This is a genomic window from Pseudomonas sp. SWI7, assembly GCF_006351945.1.
In the GTDB taxonomy this organism is placed as follows: domain Bacteria; phylum Pseudomonadota; class Gammaproteobacteria; order Pseudomonadales; family Pseudomonadaceae; genus Aquipseudomonas; species Aquipseudomonas fulva.
This window is the reverse complement of the sequence record NZ_CP040930.1, coordinates 2,212,304-2,232,077: the sequence shown is the minus strand read 5'-3', so window position 1 is coordinate 2,232,077 and position 19,774 is coordinate 2,212,304. Positions and strand designations below refer to the sequence as shown.

At 60.5% G+C, this 19,774-nt stretch carries 19 protein-coding genes; 10 read left to right on the top strand and 9 right to left on the bottom strand.

From position 1 onward, the window contains the following. Window positions 1-24: 24 nt before the first annotated feature. The 6 genes from FH041_RS10250 to FH041_RS10225 all read right to left on the bottom strand — a co-directional run bounded on the left by FH041_RS10250 (window position 25) and on the right by FH041_RS10225 (window position 7,009). Window positions 25-3,657: an ATP-binding protein gene (locus tag FH041_RS10250; RefSeq protein ID WP_140174544.1), complete on the bottom strand. Its 3,633-nt coding sequence runs from the start codon at window positions 3,655-3,657 to the stop codon at window positions 25-27. 7 nt (window positions 3,658-3,664) lie between these two features. Then, the gene (locus FH041_RS10245; protein WP_027916549.1) at window positions 3,665-4,282 is read right to left on the bottom strand and encodes a response regulator transcription factor; all 618 of its coding nucleotides are present in this window, start codon (window positions 4,280-4,282) and stop codon (window positions 3,665-3,667) included. A 277-nt stretch (window positions 4,283-4,559) separates the two neighbouring features. Then, entirely contained in the window at window positions 4,560-5,891 is a 1,332-nt protein-coding gene (locus FH041_RS10240) for a deoxyguanosinetriphosphate triphosphohydrolase (RefSeq protein WP_140174542.1), read from the bottom strand. Window positions 5,892-5,981: 90 nt separating this feature from the next. Next, a complete protein-coding gene (locus FH041_RS10235) occupies window positions 5,982-6,314 on the bottom strand; it encodes a hypothetical protein (RefSeq protein WP_027916551.1) in 333 nt (110 codons plus the stop codon). After that, a complete protein-coding gene (locus FH041_RS10230) occupies window positions 6,311-6,685 on the bottom strand; it encodes a phage holin family protein (protein ID WP_023533670.1) in 375 nt (124 codons plus the stop codon). Before FH041_RS10230 ends, FH041_RS10235 begins: the two co-directional genes overlap by 4 nt. 9 nt (window positions 6,686-6,694) lie before the next feature. Continuing rightward, window positions 6,695-7,009, bottom strand: coding sequence for a YqjD family protein (locus FH041_RS10225; protein ID WP_027916552.1), 315 nt, complete (start codon window positions 7,007-7,009; stop codon window positions 6,695-6,697). Window positions 7,010-7,312: 303 nt separating this feature from the next. On the opposite strand from FH041_RS10225, the gene FH041_RS10220 reads away from it, so the two are divergent. The 5 genes from FH041_RS10220 (at window position 7,313) to FH041_RS10200 (ending at window position 10,692) form a co-directional block, all read left to right on the top strand. Next, the gene (locus FH041_RS10220; protein ID WP_028688162.1) at window positions 7,313-8,521 is read left to right on the top strand and encodes an ammonium transporter; all 1,209 of its coding nucleotides are present in this window, start codon (window positions 7,313-7,315) and stop codon (window positions 8,519-8,521) included. A gap of 72 nt (window positions 8,522-8,593) precedes the next feature. Beyond that, the gene (locus tag FH041_RS10215; RefSeq protein WP_027916554.1) at window positions 8,594-8,830 is read left to right on the top strand and encodes a glutaredoxin family protein; all 237 of its coding nucleotides are present in this window, start codon (window positions 8,594-8,596) and stop codon (window positions 8,828-8,830) included. A 122-nt stretch (window positions 8,831-8,952) separates the two neighbouring features. Beyond that, entirely contained in the window at window positions 8,953-9,384 is a 432-nt protein-coding gene (locus FH041_RS10210) for a D-Ala-D-Ala carboxypeptidase family metallohydrolase (RefSeq protein WP_140174540.1), read from the top strand. Between the two features lie 65 nt (window positions 9,385-9,449). Next, window positions 9,450-9,758 (top strand): hypothetical protein, encoded by a 309-nt coding sequence (locus FH041_RS10205; protein WP_027916556.1) that lies wholly within the window; start codon window positions 9,450-9,452, stop codon window positions 9,756-9,758. Window positions 9,759-9,810: 52 nt separating this feature from the next. Beyond that, window positions 9,811-10,692 carry a pseudouridine synthase gene (locus FH041_RS10200; protein WP_059183175.1) on the top strand — a complete coding sequence of 294 codons (882 nt, stop codon included), beginning with the start codon at window positions 9,811-9,813 and terminating at the stop codon, window positions 10,690-10,692. A gap of 52 nt (window positions 10,693-10,744) precedes the next feature. Here FH041_RS10200 and FH041_RS10195 read toward each other — a convergent pair whose 3' ends face one another. After that, entirely contained in the window at window positions 10,745-12,310 is a 1,566-nt protein-coding gene (locus FH041_RS10195; RefSeq protein WP_027916558.1) for a PAS domain-containing methyl-accepting chemotaxis protein, read from the bottom strand. Window positions 12,311-12,545: 235 nt separating this feature from the next. Beyond that, window positions 12,546-15,287, bottom strand: a complete 2,742-nt coding sequence (gene acnA, locus FH041_RS10190) for an aconitate hydratase AcnA (protein WP_125922562.1) — start codon at window positions 15,285-15,287, stop codon at window positions 12,546-12,548. 225 nt (window positions 15,288-15,512) lie between these two features. Between acnA and rlmM the strand changes: the two genes are divergently transcribed. From rlmM to pdxB, 5 genes are all read left to right on the top strand, one after another. Next, window positions 15,513-16,577, top strand: a complete 1,065-nt coding sequence (gene rlmM / locus FH041_RS10185; protein ID WP_125922563.1) for a 23S rRNA (cytidine(2498)-2'-O)-methyltransferase RlmM — start codon at window positions 15,513-15,515, stop codon at window positions 16,575-16,577. An 86-nt stretch (window positions 16,578-16,663) separates the two neighbouring features. Then, window positions 16,664-16,804, top strand: a complete 141-nt coding sequence (locus FH041_RS22775) for a hypothetical protein (RefSeq protein WP_168199535.1) — start codon at window positions 16,664-16,666, stop codon at window positions 16,802-16,804. A 599-nt stretch (window positions 16,805-17,403) separates the two neighbouring features. Then, complete coding sequence (locus FH041_RS22770) at window positions 17,404-17,637, top strand: hypothetical protein (protein ID WP_168199534.1); 234 nt, start codon at window positions 17,404-17,406, stop codon at window positions 17,635-17,637. A gap of 334 nt (window positions 17,638-17,971) precedes the next feature. Further along, entirely contained in the window at window positions 17,972-18,214 is a 243-nt protein-coding gene (gene tusA / locus FH041_RS10165) for a sulfurtransferase TusA (protein ID WP_023534172.1), read from the top strand. 60 nt (window positions 18,215-18,274) lie between these two features. After that, window positions 18,275-19,417 carry a 4-phosphoerythronate dehydrogenase PdxB gene (pdxB, locus tag FH041_RS10160; protein WP_125922361.1) on the top strand — a complete coding sequence of 381 codons (1,143 nt, stop codon included), beginning with the start codon at window positions 18,275-18,277 and terminating at the stop codon, window positions 19,415-19,417. Window positions 19,418-19,492: 75 nt separating this feature from the next. Here the strand turns inward: pdxB and FH041_RS22765 are convergent, their stop codons facing one another. Then, entirely contained in the window at window positions 19,493-19,666 is a 174-nt protein-coding gene (locus tag FH041_RS22765) for a PA1571 family protein (protein ID WP_165919263.1), read from the bottom strand. Window positions 19,667-19,774 lie beyond the last annotated feature (108 nt).

Sequence of the window (19,774 nt, the reverse complement as noted above, 5' to 3'; positions counted from 1 at the left end):
TAATAACGCCGCGCAGTCTATCAGTTAACACGCCCGGTTGCCCGCCTGCGTGCACGTGGTTGTCGACAGGTCCAGCGTCAGCGCTCGGTGCACGCGCCGCATGTGCCGGGCTAGGGCTTGCCGCCGCAGTCGCACTTGGGCAGGTGTGAGTTCGTCACAATCGAGGGCGATGCACGCTCGCATCAGCGCTGCCGCCTCTAGCATGCGTGCTGCGCTCAGGACTTTATGCGCATGGGCGGCGATTGCCTGCTGATCTTTATCAGGCTGCAGCTCCATCAAAAGCGTGAAGTCTGTCTCCAGGCTTTGTAGCAGCGTCTGGAGAAATCGCCTATGGTCAGCCGGGTCATGCCCGACCACCGCGCTGAGCCCATTAAGGCAATACGGCTTGCACCGGTTCTTTTTCCGACGCTGCATGTTCACTGCTGCAAGGCGTTGACTCAGGGTGCTGAGGCTGATGGGCTTGAGCAGGCAATCATCCATGCCCGAGCTCAGGCATTTGCGCCGTACCTCGGGTTGTGCGTTGGCGGTATAGCCCAGGATCGTGCAGCGCCTTCGTCCTGTCCGCTGCTCTTCGGTGCGTACCGCCGTCGCCAACTGGTAGCCGTTCATGTGGGGCATGTTGCAATCGAGCACCAGCACGTCGAAGTCGCCTGCACGCCAGGCCATCAGGCCTTCGCGACCGTCCGTGGCCGTGGCGTGCTGCAGCCCGAGGTAACCGAGCTGCTGTGCCATCAGTTGCAGGTTGGCAGGGTGATCATCGATCACCAGTACGTTGAGGTGGGGGTCAGGTGCCTGCAAACGCTCGACTGCCGGTGTCGATCGCACTGCAGGATCAGCTTGTTGCAACGGCATCTTCACCCGGACCTGGGTGCCCAGGCCTTCCAGGCTTTTGATGCTGAGGTCGGCGCCCATCATTTCGCAGAGTGTACGGCAAATGGTAAGGCCCAGGCCCGTACCGGCGCGTGCCCCCTGACTGTGCGGGTTCGCCTGAACGAAAGGATTGAACAGCCGTTGTACGTCGTCCGGGTGGATACCGATGCCGCTGTCACGCACCTCCATGTCCAGCAGCGAGCTGGCGCTGTCTGTGTCTTGTACAAGCCTGGCGTGGATGCGTACCTGGCCGTGCTCGGTGAACTTGATGGCATTGCTCACCAGATTGGACAGCACCTGCTTGAAGCGCAAGGGGTCTAGCAGCACATGGCAACGTGCCGCTGGCTCGATGATGACTTCCAGCGCCAACCCTTTCTGCCGGGCCTGGCCCTCGAAGATACGCCCCACCGACTCGAGCAATGCAGCCAGATCCACCACCTCGGGGACCAGGGTGAGGTGCCCTGACTCTATGCGCACGATGTCCAGTATGTCGCCAATCAAGCCAAGCAGGTCCTTGGCCGAATGGTGAGCCAGCTGAAGGGCGCCGCGATCGACCTGGCCCTGCTCGGCACGCTTGACGGCGAGTTCGAGCATGCCGATGACTGCGTTCATGGGCGTGCGGATTTCATGGCTGATGGTGGCCAGGAAGGTACTCTTGGCTCGGTTGGCGTCATCGGCCTGCTGCTTGGCCTGGCGCAACTCGTTGACCAACTGGCGGCGGTCGCTGATGTCGATCCATCCGCCAATGATGCCCTGGACCTCGCCCAGCGAATCCCGGTAGGGCAGGATCCAGTGGTAGATGGTGATTTCCCGGCCCTTGATGTGCAAGGGCCTGTCCATGATCAAGGGCGACCCGGCCGCCATCACCTTGCGATAGTCGTCCTGGATCTGTCGGGTCTGCTCGCGGTCGGCAAACAGGCTGCTCTCCAGTTGCTTGCCCAGGACCTCCTCGGCACTGGCCTGCACCGCTTCGAGGTAGCTGTAGTTACAGCTCTGCAGGCAACCCTCTCGATCACGAACGTACATCGGGTGTGGCGTACCGTTGAGCAATGCACGCATGAATGCCACCTGATCGTTCAGGGCGCGCTCCGCTTGCTGGCGTTGATGGATCTGCAAACGCAGACGGGCGTTCCACAGCAATGCCAGCAACAGCAATACCGCTGCACCCAGGGCTACAAGTACCGTCAAGCGGCGAAAGCCCTCGCCCTGGGTATCTTCGAACAGGGTGTAGCCTCGCCAGCGGTTGTTGATCACCCCCAGCTCTTCAGGTGAAATGCTCGAAAGCGCCTTGTCCAGAATCGAAATGAGGGTTTTGGAAGGTGTGCTGGTGGCCATGGCATAACTGGCAGGCTCACTGCCCACTGTGGTGCGGATGATCAGGTCAGGATTGCTGGCCAACGCGTGGTTGGCGTCGATCAGCGTTGTGATGACGGCGTCCACTGCTCCGCTGTTGAGCAGGGCCATGGAATAGTACGAGCTTTCCGTTTCGATCCAGCCGATTTGCGGGTGATAGCGCGAGAGCATGGTGTCCAAGGCGCTGTAGCGTGTGATTGCGATCCGCTTGCCGCGCAGTTCGTCCAGCGAAGTGGCTGCCGCGTTGCCCTTGCGATTGACCAGCACATAAGTGCTGTCCAGATACGCCTGGCTGATCTGCAGATCGTTCTGGTCGATGCTGCCGCTTGCCAAGGCGGCGATGACATCGGCGCGGCCGTCCTTGACCCGTGCGATCATGTCCGCGATGCCACTGGCCCGTTGCACCTCGAAGCGCAAGCCCGTACGCAGGCTGATCAGCTCAAGCAGGTCGGCGGTGATGCCACGAAAATAACCCGAGTTGTCGAAGTAGGACAATGGCGCTGCCGTACCGTCGACAACGACACGCATGACCGGATGTCGCTGCAACCACTGCGCTTCGGTACGCGTCAGTCGAAGCTTGCGATCGGTCAGAAGCAGATCGCTGCCTGCGCTCCAGCGTTTGAATATGCTCGACCGCAGGGCGGAGGACTGACTGTCGAGCGTCGCATTGACCAGCGCGAGCAGCACCGTTTCTTGTTCGCGCAGGGCGAAGCCGAAGCCAAACGCTTCATGGTTGCCAAAGCTGGCCATGCGCAGCCTTGGAAGGTGACCGCGGTTGAGTTGGTAGTGGGTGGAGATCGTGTCGCCGATGAAGACGTCTGCCTGGCCGAACGCCACCGCATTCAGGGCTTCGCTGGATGACCCGAAGGCCAGGACCTTGGCATCGGGATAGACACTGAGTACCTCTTTCCTCGGCAGGTAGTGATACAGCATGCCTAGGCGCATGCCTGACAGGCCAGTATCCAGCGCCCGGTGTTCGTCTTCGCGGGTGACCAGCACGGGTTGGTCGATGGCGTAGGCGTGCGACAGCACCACGCCTTCATAGTTGGCGTCATAGCCGTTGGCACTGCCCAGCAGATCGATGTCGCCTTGTTTGAGCGCTTGCAGCGCCGTTTGGCGGCTTGAATAGCGCAGCACGCGGACCGGCAGATCAAGCGCCTTGCCCAATAGGCTGGCGTACTCTGCGGTGAGGCCCTGATAGTCGCGCCCGCCACTGCTGATGTCGAAAGGTGGATAATCCGGAGCAGATGTGCCAATCACCAGTTCGTGGCGAGCATTCAACCATTGCTGCTGTTCTGGGGTAATTGCAGGTATGGCGGGTCGCGCAGTGGAGCGGGCGACCAAGGACAACTGGGACGCGCCTTGCTGCCCGGCGTTAGCCAGGTTGCCCAGCAGCATGGCGACCAGGAGCAGGAGGGCGATAGAACGTGCCATGGAGCCCTCAGACCAGTGCGTTGCGCTTGGCCATGTCGATCAGGTCGACCAGCGTGCTGGCTTCGAGTTTGTGCATGAGGCGTTTCTTGTAAGTGCTGACCGTCTTGCTGCTTAGAAACATGCCCTTTGCAATCTCCTTGTTGGTCCGCCCTTGTGCAAAAAGTTGAAGAACCATCAGTTCCCGATCATTGACAGTGCTTAGAAGTTGCAAGTCGTTGTCAACAGGTAGATGAGGCTGCATGGCCTGGCTGGGAAAGTAATTGTACCCAGCCAATACCGCCTTTACCGCGCTGAGCAGTTCGCTCAGGTCTTCCTGCTTGCAGACATAGCCCGCCGCCCCTGATTGCATGCAGCGCACGGCGAACAGCGCCGGCGACTGCGCGGTCAGCACAAGGATTTTCTGTGGCATTGCCAGGGATTGAAACCTTGCCAACACTTCCAGGCCATCGAGCTTGGGGATGCTGATATCCAGGATGATCAAGTCTGGGTTGGTTTCGCGGATCATCTGCATGGCGTCCACGCCGTTGTCCGATTCGCCAGCGATTGTGTAATTCTGATTTTCCAGAAGCATGCGCACTGCCAGCCGGATCACCGGATGGTCGTCGACGATGAATATGGAGTACATGTTTTACTTCCCTGCTATCAATGAGGGTGACAGTTGGCACCTTAACCCAGTTGAAAGCGGCAAGTAATGCGAGGGCGGCTCAATAACCGTATATAGGAAATGGCCTACAAACTTAACCAAAACTACTTACGTACAATTGCATTAATAGCTAAAGTCAAACCTTGTTTGTTAACTGATGTTTAGGGTTTCAACTCAGTGTCCAGCGTTGGTTGAATCTGAAGTAAGGTTTTCCCTACTGGACCGTTTGAGGCGAAGGTCGGCGACTTTCCAGGCGTGTTTAGGCAGGACCGGAACGACCTGTCATCTCCCGTGCCATTTCGGTGGCGTAACTGTCCGTCATCCCGGCTATGAAATCGATCATGCGCAGGAAGGCCTGATAAAGCGAACCATGGGGGTCGGGGGCATTGTTGCCGAGCAGATCCAACACCCTGCGGCTCTTGAACGAGGGCGTGCGGCCACCCTGTTGTTCCAATGCGGCGCCACAGAAGGTGTTCAACAGGATCTCCAGCGTGGTGTAGGCACCGATCTCGTGAAGCGTTTTGCGCTTGTCCTGGAAAATCTTGTTCCGCGCCATCGCCTTGGCGTGCAGTACACAGCGTTTGGCGGGGCCGTGCATGTGCTCGACAAGATCGCCGGTCAACTGGCCGGCAAGCAGTGCATCTTGCTGTTCCACGAAGGCATATGCCGCCGCATTGGTCAGATGTTCGATCGCCTTGCCGCGCAGGATCGCCAACTTACGACGCCTTGAGTCACCTGGACCGAGCTGCCTGTAGGTTTCTGGCAGGTCGTTGCCCACCAGATCGAGTAGCAGCGCTTCGACTTCAGCGTACTGTAGAAGCTCCATTTCCAAGCCATCTTCCAGGTCGATCAGGCCATAGCAGATGTCATCGGCAGCCTCCATCAAATACACCAGGGGATGACGTGCCCAGCGCTGATCATCTACCTGGGGCAGGCCCAGACGACTCGCAATCTGCTCCAACAGAGGCAATTCGCTTTGGTAACACCCGAACTTGTGCTTTTTGTAGCCCAGGGCATCGGCATGACGAGCGCTCCAGGGGTACTTGAGATAGGTTCCGAGGGTGGCATAGGTCAAGCGGGTGCCCCCATCGAACTGGTGGTACTCCAGCTGCGTCAGTACCCGAAAGCCTTGGGCATTGCCTTCGAAATTGAGGAAGTCAGCCCGTTCATCGTCGCGCATGTCGTCCAGCCAACCACGATTGGCGGCCTGCTGAAACCAATGACGGATGGCATCTTCGCCGGAGTGTCCGAAGGGGGGATTGCCGATGTCATGGGCAAGGCAGGCTGACTGCACCACCATGCCCAGATCACTCGGTTCACACCAGTCGGGTAGGCTCGTACGTAGCGTTTCCCCAACGCGCATGCCAAGCGAGCGGCCTACGCAACTCACCTCCAGCGAATGCGTCAGGCGCGTGTGGATATGATCGTTGCTGGTGACAGGATGAACCTGGGTCTTGCGCCCCAGGCGACGAAAAGCGCCGGAGAAAATGATGCGGTCATGGTCTTTGTGAAAAGGGCTGCGCCCCAATTCTTCAGCACTGTATAGCGCTTTGCCCAGGCGTTCGCGGGTAAGCAGGGTATGCCAATCCAAGGCGCAGTCTCCTGAAGGGGTAGAGCCGAGCATACGCCGTGTCAGGGGTTCCTGTGCGCGATGAACCCCTGACGCGGCGTGAGGTGTGGGTTACCGGCGCCGACGGTTGCTCTGCATGAACAGCTTCACCAGGGGAATCAAACTGGCACCCAGGCGCACTAGGCGGGGAAGGCCACCACTTCGAACACCCTTGCCAGTCAAAAAGCCCATGGCCACTACCGCCCCTATGCCCCACAGTGGCGCATGCTTGATGCCGAGCCCGGCATGCAGCGAGCTTCCCATGCCGCGTATGCGCCGTACAGGTTCGAGCAGTTGGCCGGTTTCATGGCGGATTTCCTGGCGGTGCATTTCCATGCGCAAGCGCAGCAGCGCCTTGCGCAGTTCCCGCGGGTTACGTGTATTGGGCAAGTCAGGCAGGTTCATGGCAGAAGGCGCTCCCGATCTTTGGCCAGTTCCTCAAGCGTGGAGTGGAAGGGCGAGGACTCGTCGAACACCGCGCTCTTGAGGCGCAGGCCACAATACAGCGCTGCCAGTCCATAAAACACGCACAGACCAATGATGCCGGCCAGGCGGTAGGTGTCCCAGAGCAAAACCAGCACCAACCCGGAAAGCGCTGTCAACAGCAGCAGCGCGAAAACCAGTGCCAGACCTGCGAACAGCAACAGGCGTAGTGTGCGTCCTTTCTGCTCCTGCAGTTCGATGCCGAACAGTTCTATATGGCTGTGTAGCAGCCCCAGAACAGCTGCACCGAGCCGTTTGCCGGTGGCGCCGGTGCCGATGGCGTCATTGTCCATGAAAACCCCTCAACGACGGTTCGCCAGCAGGCCGATCACCAGGCCCACGCCGGCTGCGATCCCAATGGCGTGCCAGGGTTTCTCCTGGACATACTGCTCGGCGCTGCCCAGTGCTTCCTGGCTGCGTTCGCGCAACGATTCCTGTGTGACTTCCAGCGTTTCGCGTGCCTGCGCCAGGCGCTCGTGCATCTGTTCGCGCAGCGCTTGCGCCTGGTCACCTGCCAAGTTGGCGGTATCGGCCAGCAGCTTCTCCGTGTCGCGGACCAGTGCCTGGAAGTCAGCCATCAGTACATCTTGTGCATGCTTTGCCGAATTGCTGGCCATGTGTCTCTCCCTGTCGGTTGATGTTGGTACTTCGAGTGACGTGGCTGCTGGAAGGTTCAAGTCACCACACTGGTACAGGCTTTGCTTAAGTTTTGCATCGTTGCAGGGCATCTGTTGAATGCACTGCGCCGCTTCGGGGCGTGTACCCACCGCCATGCCTAAACATTAACCCAAAATGCCCAGACTGCCAGATACGGCGTCCATCCATTCGTGGCAAGCGCCCAACCCGCCTTGCCTGGCACCGAATCGGTGCAGGGTGAGCCTCGACTGAGCGTTAATGGTGCCGACAGGTGCTTTTGCTTCATGGATATGACATCAAGCGCGATGCAGTCTCAGGTCAACGGTGCAAACACGTTGTTCATTCTGGTAGGCGCCATTCTGGTGCTCGCCATGCACGCCGGCTTCGCGTTTCTTGAAGTCGGCACCGTGCGCTACAAGAATCAAGTCAACGCACTGTCGAAGATTCTGAGCGATTTTGCTGTGTCGGCAATTGCCTATTTCTTCATCGGTTATTGGGTAGCCTACGGGGTCGAGTTTTTTCAGCCTGCTGCCACGCTGGCTATCGATAACGGCTACAGCCTGGTCAAATGCTTTTTCCTCCTGACGTTTGCAGCGGCTATACCGGCGATCATCTCGGGCGGGATCGCGGAGCGAGCGCGCTTTGCACCGCAACTGTGCGCCACGGCGTTGATCGTGGCATTGGTGTATCCGTTTTTCGAGGGGATGGTGTGGAATGGCAACTTCGGTGTCCAAGGGTGGTTGCATGAGCACTTTGGAGCGCCGTTCCATGATTTTGCCGGCTCGGTAGTGGTGCATGCCATGGGCGGCTGGCTGGCACTGGCTGCGGTCCTGCTGCTGGGCCCCAGGCGCGGGCGTTACCGTGAAGGGCGATTGGTCGCGTTCGCGCCATCGAGTATCCCTTTTCTGGCCTTGGGCTCCTGGATACTGATCATCGGCTGGTTCGGCTTCAACGTGATGAGTGCGCAAACCTTGCAGGGCATCAGCGGCCTGGTCGCTATCAATTCATTGATGGCCATGGTCGGCGGCACCTTGGCCGCCTTGCTGGTCGGTCGCAACGACCCGGGTTTCCTGCACAACGGCCCGCTGGCCGGGCTGGTCGCCATTTGTGCAGGCTCCGACCTCATGCATCCCGTGGGCGCGCTGACTACGGGTCTGGTGGCGGGAGCGTTGTTCGTATGGGCATTCACCGCTGCGCAGAATCGCTGGAAGATCGACGATGTCCTGGGTGTCTGGCCCCTGCATGGGTTGTGTGGGGTGTGGGGCGGTATCGCCTGCGGCGTTTTTGGCCAGGTCTGGATGGGTGGCTTGGGTGGGGTCAGCGTCTGGAGTCAACTATTGGGAACGTTGACCGGGGTAGGGGTGGCACTGATCGGCGGCCTGGCGGTCTACGGCGCGATCCGCAAGGTGCTGGGGTTGCGGCTCAGTCACGAACAGGAGTTCGAAGGGGCTGACCTGTCCTTGCATCGCATAGGCGCCACAAGCCAGGACTGACAGGCTAGAGGTGCAGGCATCGGCAGTGCGGCCTAGAATAATGACCTGCGAAAGCCATTGGGGATGCGTGTCATGTTGCCAGAATGCCAGCTGTTCAGCACCTTGGGATGCCACCTGTGCGAGGTGGCGGAGGCCGTGCTGATGCCTTTCGTCGACCATGGGTTACTGGTCGAGTTGGTCGACATTGCCGAGAGCGAAGCGCTGTTTGAACGCTACGGTCTCGTCATCCCCGTCCTGCGCCGCTGCGATAACGAGGCTGAATTAGCCTGGCCGTTCGATGCCGATCAAGTAGCGGCCTTCCTGAGGTAATCAACCCTCTATAGGAGCCGTGACCCTGCTCCATTGCAGCGGGCGCCTGTCCGATGATCGCGTCCAGGCACCTACCAAGCCTCTGGTGCCGACCTCGCCAATCGCCATCGGACCTCTATGCCATGTTGCTCACTCCACATTTTACGCTCGATGAAATGATCGTTTCTCGGGTCGCCGCTCGGGAAGGTTTGGACAACACCGCACCGCAACCGGTCATCGACAACCTTCGAATGCTCTGCACCACCCTTGAGCAGGTGCGCAGATTGCTCGCGGCGCCGATCATCATCAGCAGCGGCTATCGCAGCGAGCACCTCAATCGGCTAGTGGGTGGCGCCGCCAGTAGTCAGCACCTGCAAGGGCTTGCCGCTGATTTTACGGTCAGCGGGCTATCCCCCAGGAACACGGCGCGCCGGATAAGCACAAGCCTGATCGCATTCGATCAGCTCATACTGGAATTCGACAAATGGGTGCATCTGTCCGTGACCCATGGCGTACCACGCCGACAGGTACTCACCTTGCGCGGGGGGGACGGTTACCTGCCTGGGCTGGTATGACATCGATTGACGGCAACGGAAGGATATTCGTATGCTGTACATAAATACAGTATTAGGGTGAGTCCATGCTCAACGTCGAGCAATTGAAGTACAGCGTCAACCGGATGCCCGTCGACAGGGTGGCCGACGCTGTCCTGGAGCTTCGGTTTGAAGGCCTGGTCACCGATGATCGCACGCCTTTCGGCAAGGTGCATTTCAATACCTGCTTCGCCGAGGTCGAGGCGCTGTTTCAGCGGGCTGGCTATCACCGAGGACTGGATGTGGTGGGTTATGAAGGGCTGGTGTATGCGCTGTACGACCCCAGCCGCTGGGAGCCTGTTCAGGTGCTGCGCTGGCTCAAGGCGCGCAGCGAGTCGCTGGCCCAGGCTGGCTGATCGGCGGGGCTTGAAGGATAATACGCCGCCAAGCCAGGTTCCGAGCCCAACGATGACCTCATTCGACCCCGCCCGACTGCAAGCCAGCACGGTATGTCTGCCCCCAGGTCAATGGGCTACGGTGCTCGATTGCCTGTGCGATCACTTCAAGGCCATCGACCGTAGCCAGTGGGTGGACCGTTTTGCCCGGGGGCGTGTGCTGAGCGCCGACGGCCAGGCTATTTCGGCAAATCATCCCTATAAGCGCGGCCTGCGCCTGCACTATTTTCGCGAGGTACCCAACGAGCGTGTGATTCCCGTGCAGGAAGCGATACTGCATGTGGACGAACACCTCGTTGTGGCTGACAAACCCCATTTTCTGCCGGTGACGCCGGGGGGTGAGTACGTGGAGCAGACCTTGCTACGCCGTCTCATTCATCGTCTGGACAATCCGCACCTGGTGCCCCTGCACCGTATCGATCGGCACACGGCCGGGCTGGTACTGTTTTCAGCCAACCCTGAGTCACGCAGCGCTTACCAACGCTTGTTTCCAGAGCGGCGGATCGATAAACGCTACCAGGCCATTGCTGCCCCCCTTGAGCAACACGTGTTTCCATTGGTGCACCGCAGCCGCCTGGAACACGCAGAGCCGTTCTTTCGCATGCATGAGGTGCAGGGGCCGACCAACAGCGAGACGCACGCCCGCGTATTGGAAAAGAACGGGGAGCAGTGGCGGTATGAGCTCTCGCCCATCACGGGCAAGACGCACCAGCTGCGGGTGCACATGGCTGCGCTGGGGGCGGGCATCAGCAATGATCCGTTCTATCCGTCATTGCTCGAGGGTCAGGATGACTATCAACGGCCGCTGAAACTGTTGGCGCAAAGTCTGCGCTTCGATGACCCGTTGACCGGGCAAACTCGCCATTTCGAAACCCAACTGCGGCTTGATTGGTAGCGCTGGTCAATACGAGGGGCCGGCGATGCCGACCCCTCGCAGGCTGTCAGGTCTAGCGGTTGAAACGCTCAACCAGTGAATATTGACTACCCGCCGTGCTGTTGAGGGCCTCGCTCAACACCGCCGAATGCTGTGCCTGTTCGGCCGTCTGGTCGGCCAGGTCGGCAATGGTGCTGATGTTGCGGCTGATCTCGTCGGCTACCGCAGTCTGCTCCTCGGTCGCAGCGGCAATTTGCGTGGCCATGTCGGTGATGTTCGCCACAGCTTCACTGATGCCCACTAGCGCCTCGTCAGCCTGCATCACCCGATCGACACCCTCCTGGGCCTGGCGGTGACCACTTTCCATGGTCGTCACGGCGTTGCTGGCGGTTTGCTGGAGCTTGGCGATCAGGCCGTGAATCTGCCCGGTCGACTCAGCCGTGCGCTGGGCCAGCTGCCGCACTTCGTCGGCAACCACGGCAAAGCCCCGGCCCATTTCGCCTGCCCGTGCCGCTTCGATGGCGGCGTTCAACGCCAGCAGGTTGGTCTGGTCGGCAATGCCTTTGATGACATCGACCACACCGCCGATCTCGTCACTGTCCTTGGCCAATTGCGTCACGGTCTGCCCAGTTTCTCCAACGGCCGCCGACAGGCGTTCGATGGCTGCCCGGGTCTCACCGGCAATTTGACGGCCCTGGCCTGTCAAGCGATTGGCCTGCTGGGTCGCATCGGCGGTGCGTTGCACATGGTTGGCCACCTCCTGGGTGGTAGCAGCCATCTGGTTCACTGCGGCAGCGACCTGCTCGGTTTCCACGCGCTGGCGTTCCAGGCCTGATGAACTCATATGCGCCAGCTCGTCGGACTGACGGGCCTGATCGCTCAGATGCTCGGCGCTATCCTGCAACCGTGTCAGGCAGGTCTTCATCCGGGCATCCTGGCTGAGCATGGCCATTTCCAGGCGCGCCTGCACGCCGCGGCTGTCGGTATACATCTGCGCAATCAGCGGATCGGACGTGGTCTGCTCGGCCAGGCGCAACAAGCGCTTGAGCCCACGTTGTTGCCAGGTCAGCCCAAGCAGGCCCAGGGGGACAGATAACGCTGCTGCCAAGGCAAAGCCCCATGAGTGTCCAAGCCAGTTGCCGATCAGGAAGCCGATCTGGCTGATCAGGATGAAGGGCAACCAGTCCTGCAAGATGGGGAGCCACCGGTCACGCCGCGGTACTGCCGGTTTACCTTGGTTGATACGCAGGTACAGGGCCTCGGCACGACGAATCTGCTCAGCGGTGGGCTTGACGCGCACCGACTCGAAGCCGACGACTTGGTTGTTGTCGAAAATCGGTGTGACATACGCGTTGACCCAATAGTGGTCACCCGACTTGCAGCGGTTCTTGACGATGCCCATCCAGGGCTGGCCCTGCTTGAGGGTCTGCCACATGTGAGCAAACACGGCGGGCGGCACATCAGGATGACGCACCAGGTTGTGCGCTGCGCCCATCAATTCGTCGCGGGTGAAACCACTGATTTCGATGAAGGCATCGTTGCAGTAAGTGATCACACCTTTGGCATTGGTGGTGGAAATCAACCGCTGCTTGGCAGGGAAAGTCCGTTCTCTCTGGGTAATGGGCTGGTTGTTGCGCATGGCTAGGATGTCCGCAGGGCTTTGGACTGGTATCGGCACGGTGCGCGGATTATTGAGGGGATATTTACAGGGGTTGATCCATGGCAGTGCATGGCAGGTACGGGTGAGCTACTGGCAGTTGCTCGCCGTTGGTTCGCACGGGGTTCTACATGAGTACCTTGAGGTGGCATGGGCTAGCAATGCCCGCTTGGGAAGAGGGTGCCAGCCTGCGCGCAGACTGGCACCCTCGCGGGGCCTACGCGGCGATCAACTGACGCAGCACATAGTGCAGGATCCCACCCGCCTTGAAGTACTCGACTTCATTGAGGGTGTCGATCCGGCAGAGCACTTCGATCTGCTCCTTCGTGCCGTCTTCGCGGGTGATGGTCAGTGCCAGGCTCATGCCCGGCACAATGGCCGTCCCCTCCAGGCCAGTGATATCGATCTGCTCTCTGCCTGTCAGGCCAAGCTGTTTACGATCCTGGCCTGCCTTGAACTGCAACGGCAGCACGCCCATGCCAACCAGGTTGGAGCGGTGAATACGCTCGAAACTTTCGGCCAGCACTGCTTTAACGCCAAGCAAGTTCGTGCCCTTGGCAGCCCAGTCGCGGCTGGAGCCTGTGCCGTATTCCTGGCCGGCGATCACGACCAGGGGCGTGTCTTGCTCCTGATAGCGCATGGCGGCGTCGTAGATCGACAGCTTCTCGCCGCTTGGCACATGCACGGTATTGCCGCCTTCTTCGCCTGCAAGCATCTCGTTGCGGATGCGAATATTGGCGAACGTACCGCGCATCATGACTTCATGGTTGCCGCGCCGTGACCCGTAGGAATTGAAATCGCGAGGCTCCACGCCCTTTTCGCGCAGGTAACGACCCGCAGGGCTATCGGCCTTGATGTTGCCGGCCGGAGAGATGTGGTCGGTCGTCACCGAGTCGCCCAGCAGGGCCAGGATGCGGGCGCTGTGGATATCGGTGATCCGCGGCGCCGGTCCTTCGATGCCTTCGAAGAAAGGCGGGTGTTGAATGTAGGTCGAGTCCGGTTGCCACACGTACGTGGCAGCCTGTGGCACTTCGATAGCCTGCCATTGCTCGTCGCCTGCGAACACTTCGGCATATTCCTTGTGGAACATGGCTGTGCTCACCTTGGCCACAGCCTCGGCCACCTCTTGCTGGCTAGGCCATATATCCTTCAGATAGACCGGCTGCCCCTGCTTGTCAGTGCCCAGTGGGTCGTGTGTCAGGTCGACTTTCACGCTGCCAGCCAGTGCATAAGCCACGACCAGGGGCGGTGAGGCGAGCCAATTGGTTTTGACCAGTGGATGCACGCGGCCTTCGAAGTTGCGGTTGCCGGACAATACCGAGGCGACGGTCAAGTCGGCGCTGCTGATGGCGTTTTCGATAGGCTCGTCCAGCGGACCTGAGTTGCCGATGCAGGTGGTGCAGCCATAACCGACCAGGTCGAACCCGAGCTCATCGAGGTAGGGCGTGAGACCGGCCGCGTCGAAGTATTCGGTGACTACCTTGGACCCCGGTGCCAGCGAGCTTTTAACCCATGGCTTGCGCTGCAAACCTTTCTCGAGGGCTTTTTTGGCCACAAGCCCAGCCGCCATCATCACACTGGGATTGGAGGTGTTGGTGCAGGAGGTGATGGCCGCAATGACCACGGCCCCGTCGCGCAGCGTATGGGTCTGGCCTTGATGGCTGTAGTCGGCTTCGCCCGCCTGATCGGCATTGCCCACGGCAACGCCCCCTCCGCCCTCGCTCTCGAGCCTGCCGACTTCCTTGGCGGCAGGTTTGGGTTGCAGCTCGACGAACTGCTCGAAGGCCTGCTTGACCTGGGCCAACGCAACCCGGTCTTGTGGGCGCTTGGGGCCCGCCAGGCTGGATTCGACGTCATTCATGTCCAGCGCCAGCGTGTCACTGAAGGTAGGCTCCTGGCCAGGTAGGCGCCACAACCCCTGGGCCTTGCAATAGGCCTCGACCAGTTGCACGGTCGCTTCAGGGCGACCCGACAGGCGCAGGTAATCCAGCGTTACTTGATCGACCGGGAAGAAACCGCAGGTCGCACCGTACTCTGGCGCCATGTTGGCGAGGGTAGCGCGGTCGGCCAAGGGCAGCTCGGCCAGACCGTCGCCATAGAACTCCACGAACTTACCTACCACGCCTTTCTTGCGCAGCATCTGGGTGACCGTCAGGACAAGGTCGGTGGCAGTGATGCCTTCGCGCAGCTTGCCCGTGAGCTTGAAGCCGATGACCTGTGGGATCAGCATCGACACCGGCTGGCCTAGCATGGCAGCCTCCGCCTCGATGCCGCCCACGCCCCAGCCCAGCACGCCCAGGCCATTGATCATGGTGGTGTGGGAGTCGGTGCCGACCAGGGTGTCCGGGAAGGCATAGGTGCGGCCGTCGGCTTCGCGGGTCCACACGGTCCGCCCCAGGTATTCGAGGTTCACCTGGTGGCAGATGCCAGTTCCAGGCGGTACCACACTGAAATTGTCGAAGGCACTCTGGCCCCAACGCAGGAACGCATAGCGCTCACCATTGCGCTGCATCTCGATGTCGACGTTCTCGCCGAAGGCCTGCGGTGTACCGTATCGATCAACCATCACGGAGTGGTCGATCACCAGGTCCACGGGCGATAGCGGGTTGATGCGCTGGGGGTCGCCGCCCGCTTTGGCCATGGCCGCGCGCATGGCGGCGAGGTCCACCACCGCAGGCACACCGGTGAAGTCTTGCATCAGTACCCGCGCGGGGCGGTACTGGATTTCACGGTCTGAGCGCTTTTCACCGAGCCACTGGGCCAATGCTTGCAGGTCTTCACCGGTGACGGTCTTGCCGTCCTCCCAGCGCAGCAGGTTCTCCAGCAGGACCTTCAGCGACATGGGCAATTGCTGCAGGTCGCCGAGCTGTCGAGCAGCTTTCGGCAAGCTGAAATAGTGATAGTTCTTGTCACCGACATCGAGCGACGTGAGGGTATTCAGGCTATCGAGCGAGGGCATTGCCAACTCCTTCTGAGCCGGTGCCCGGCAACGTCTCGAAGGGCTGCCGGTAGCACCGCTGTGTACAGGCCCGCACGGCACGGGTCCGACTGAATGGTCAGGTTAGTCCTGTTTGCCTGACCTGACCCTTTTCTGGACCAGCGGGGCATGTCCCAGGTTCCGATCTTCCTTTATCATCGCCGCCCTGCCGGCGCCTGTGTCGCGCCAGCCGTAGTGGAGTAAGAGATGGAAACCCTGTTCATGCATTGCCGGCCCGGCTTCGAGGGTGAGGTGTGCGCCGAAATCAGTGAACATGCCGCTCGCCTGGGAATTGCCGGCTATGCCAAAGGCAAGCCTAGCAGCGCCAGCGCCGAGTTCGTCTGCAGCGAGCAAGGCGGTGCCGATCGGTTGATGCACGCGGTGCGGTTCAATCAGCTGATTTTCCCAAGGCAGTGGGCGCGTGGCGCGTTCATCGAGCTGCCCGAGAGCGATCGCATCAGCGTATTGTTGGCGCACTTGGCGGACCAGCCGGTGTTCGGCAGCCTGTGGCTGGAGGTGCTCGACAGCAACGAGGGCAAGGAGTTGTCGACGTTCTGCCGCAAGTTCGAAGCGCCGTTGCGCAAGGCGCTGGAAAAGGCCGGTCGCCTGGTGGACGACTCGAGTCGCCCGCGTCTGTTGCTGACGTTCATCAGTGGCCGCCGGGTGTTCGTCGGTCAGGCTCTGGCTGACAACAGTGCATTATGGCCGATGGGCATTCCCCGCTTGAAATTCCCGCGTGAAGCGCCCAGTCGCTCGACCTTGAAGCTAGAGGAGGCCTGGCATCAGTTCATCCCACGCGAGCAGTGGGAGCAGCGGTTGGGCGATGACATGACCGGTGTCGACCTGGGTGCGTCGCCGGGTGGGTGGACGTACCAGCTGGTACGGCGCGGTATGCTGGTAACGGCCATCGACAATGGCCCGATGGCCGAGAGCCTGATGGACACGGGGCTGGTCCAGCATTTGATGGCCGATGGCTTTACGTGGCAGCCCAAGCACCCGGTGGATTGGATGGTGTGCGACATCGTCGAGAAACCGGCCCGGACGACGGCGTTGATCGAGACGTGGTTGGGGGAGGGGTTGTGCCGCGAGGCGGTGGTGAACCTGAAGCTGCCGATGAAGCAGCGGTATGCTGAGGTGCGGCGGTTGCTCGATCGCATGGAGGCGACGTTCAAGGCCCGGAAGGTGAGGGTGCAGATTGCGTGCAAGCAGCTGTATCACGATCGGGAGGAGGTGACGTGTCATTTGCGGCGGGTTGATTTGAAGGGGCGGTGAGGGTCTGGCTGGCCTGGGAGGTTGAGTCAGTTGTAGCTGTACTGCCTTCAACTAAATTGACATTAGGCTGGAAAGCAGGCCGACTCTTGTCGTTGTCGTTGTCGTTGTCGTTGTCGTTGTCGTTGTCGTTGTCGTTGTCGTTGTCGTTGTCGTTGTCGTTGTCGTTGTCGTTGTCGTTGTCGTTGTCGTTGTCGTTGCTTTGGCTTTTGCTTCTAAGCGCGCGGTAGTCCAGGCAACACAGATCGCGACTTCAGGAGGCCGAGCGCAGGGCTTGCGGAGGGAGGTGACAGGCATGGATGCCTGTCAAGCGCTGGGCCCCAGGATGGGGCCTGCAGCGCGGTCCTCCCGGGAGCAAGCCCGGAGCGAGGGGACCCCGGAGCGTAGCGTAGGGGCCGGATGATAGGAGCAGGCGGTTTTTGCTTACTTTTTGACAAGACAAAAAGTGAGCCGCCGTAAGGGCGGAAGGGTGACTGTGCGCCACCCGCGCCAATGAATACCAACTTGCTGTATGCGCCTACGCTTTGAAGTTTGAAGTTTGAAGTTTGAAGTTTGAAGTTTGAAGTTTGAAGTTTGAAGTTTGAAGTTTGATTGGGTTGGTGTGGGTGTTGATAGAGAGCATAGTCCGTTTGCGATGGCGACGCTTAATCACCTTTTCGCCCTTACGGCGAGTTACTTTTTGTCAAACGCCACAAAAAGTAACCAAAAAAGGCTGCGCTCCGTTCATACGGCCCCTACGCTGCGCTTCGGGGTCCCCTCACTCCGGGCTTGCTCCCGGGAGGACCGCGCTGCAGGCCCCATCCTGGGGCCCAGCGCTTGACGGGCATCCATGCCCGTCACCTCCCTCCGCAAGCCCTGCGTTCGGCCTTCTGAAGTCGCGAAGATCAAGATCAAGATCAAGATCAAGATCAAGATCAAGATCAAGATCAAGATCAAGATCAAGATCAACAGCAACAGCAACAGCAACAGCAACAGCAACAGCAACAGCAACAGCAACAGCAACAGCAACAGCAACAGCAACACGCATCGAGCATTTCATCCTGGCCGATATCATGATCTGTAATGTAAGGGCCGTGATCTATCAAAAGAAGGAGTTGGGTGAACTGGCAATGCCATACAACATGCATCTTACAAACTTTGGCAAACTCTTCCACTATGCATGGAGCGTCCGCCTTGCACCGTACTCCAAAGGCAACGAATTCCGCGTGGGAGCGGCCTCGTGCCGCGATGGGGCGCGCAGCGGCCCTGGCAATATCAGGTGCGAAGCTGAACGCTTGAGGCCACCGCGCCCCCCTCAAGCCCGGTCAGGCGCCCCTGAACCCGCGGGTGCCCCGACAGCCCCACTTGGCCCGCGTCCCTAGAATGCGCCACAATACCCATCATTTGCGGAGCCCTTCATGACCGACCTCACCCCCGATGCCACCCTCGACGCCACCGGCCTCAACTGTCCGGAGCCGGTGATGATGCTGCACCAACACGTGCGTGACCTCGCCGCCGGCGGTCTGTTGAAAGTCATCGCCACCGACCCCTCGACCCGACGCGACATCCCCAAGTTCTGTAACTTCCTGGGCCACCAACTGCTGGAACAACAGGAAGACGCCGGCACCTTCCTCTACTGGATCCGCAAGAAAGCCGACTGAGCCGCTCTGGAACACGCTCGGCGTTGAGCCTACACTGCGTTCCCCAGACAGGAGAGCGCCATGCTGATAGTTGCCGACGAAAACATCCCTTTGCTCGATGCCTTCTTCCAAGGGTTTGGCGAGATTCGTCGCTATCCTGGGCGTAGCCTCGACGCCGCTAGCGTCCGGGAGGCCGACATCCTGCTGGTCCGCTCCGTGACCAAGGTCGATCGGCACCTGCTCGAAGGCAGTCGCGTGCAGTTCGTTGGCACCTGCACCATCGGCACCGATCACCTTGACCTCGACTACTTCGACCAAGTGGGTATCCGCTGCAGCAGTGCCCCCGGTTGCAACGCCCGGGGTGTGGTGGACTATGTGCTGGGTAGCCTGCTGACCCTCGCTGACCTTGAGGGTGCATCGCTGCCCGAGCGCGTCTACGGTGTGGTGGGTGCAGGCCAAGTAGGCGGGCGGTTGGTGAGCGTGCTGCGCGCCTTGGGGTGGAAGGTGATGGTCTGCGATCCACTGCGCCAGGCCGCTGAAGGCGGTGATTACGTCGAACTCGATACGCTCCTGCAAGCCTGCGACGTCATCAGCCTGCACACGCCCCTCGAACGCGGTGGCCAGTACCCGACCTGGCACCTGTTAGGCCCTGCGGAACTGGCGAAACTGCGCCCCGGCGCCTGGCTCATCAACGCCAGTCGAGGGGCGGTGGTGGACAATGGCGCGTTACGAGCGCTCCTGCAGCAGCGCGATGACCTGCACGCGGTGCTGGACGTGTGGGAAGGCGAGCCCCAGGTCGACTTGCAGTTGGCAGACCTGTGTACCGTTGCCACCCCCCACATCGCCGGCTATAGCCTCGATGGCCGTCAGCGTGGCACCGCCCAGATCTACCGCGCGCTGTGTCAACATCTGGGCGTGAATGAGGTCATTCAGCTTGCCGACCTGTTACCGCGTCCACCCGTGGCGCAGATTGAATTGGATGCCGAGGTCGATCTGCAATGGGCACTGGCGATGCTGTGCCGCGCCGTCTACGATCCGCGCCGCGATGATGCCGATTTCCGCCGTAGCCTGAGCGAAGACGTGCAGCATCAACGTGCCGCTTTCGACGCGTTGCGCAAACATTATCCGCCGCGCCGTGAGATCGAAGGACTGTCCGTGCGCATCCGTGGGAGCTCGCCCGAGCTCGCGCGGCTGATTGACGCCCTGGGAGCCAAGAGGGTCTGACGCTCGGATGCAGCCCCAGGGCAGAGCAGCATGCATAAAAAACCCGGCGCGAGCGCCGGGTCAGGAATAGGGTGATCAGTTTTTCTGCGAGCGCTCGACCCGGCTTTCTTCCAGGGCCTTGCAGGCCTGCTGGATCATTTGCTCGGTGATCGGCACCTCCCGCCCTTGGGCGTCGATCAGGGCGCCGCTTGCCTGGGGCGACGGTGCGTGACGGGGCGTATGGTGTTCGCGGTCATGGTGCAAGCTCATGCAGGGTCTCCTCTTCAAATGACGACTGGGGTCAACCTTGCGCCTGGCAGATCGTCGACGCGGGTGCGGCGCAACCTGGGGCAGGGCCTTAGTCCACCAGAGATGGCG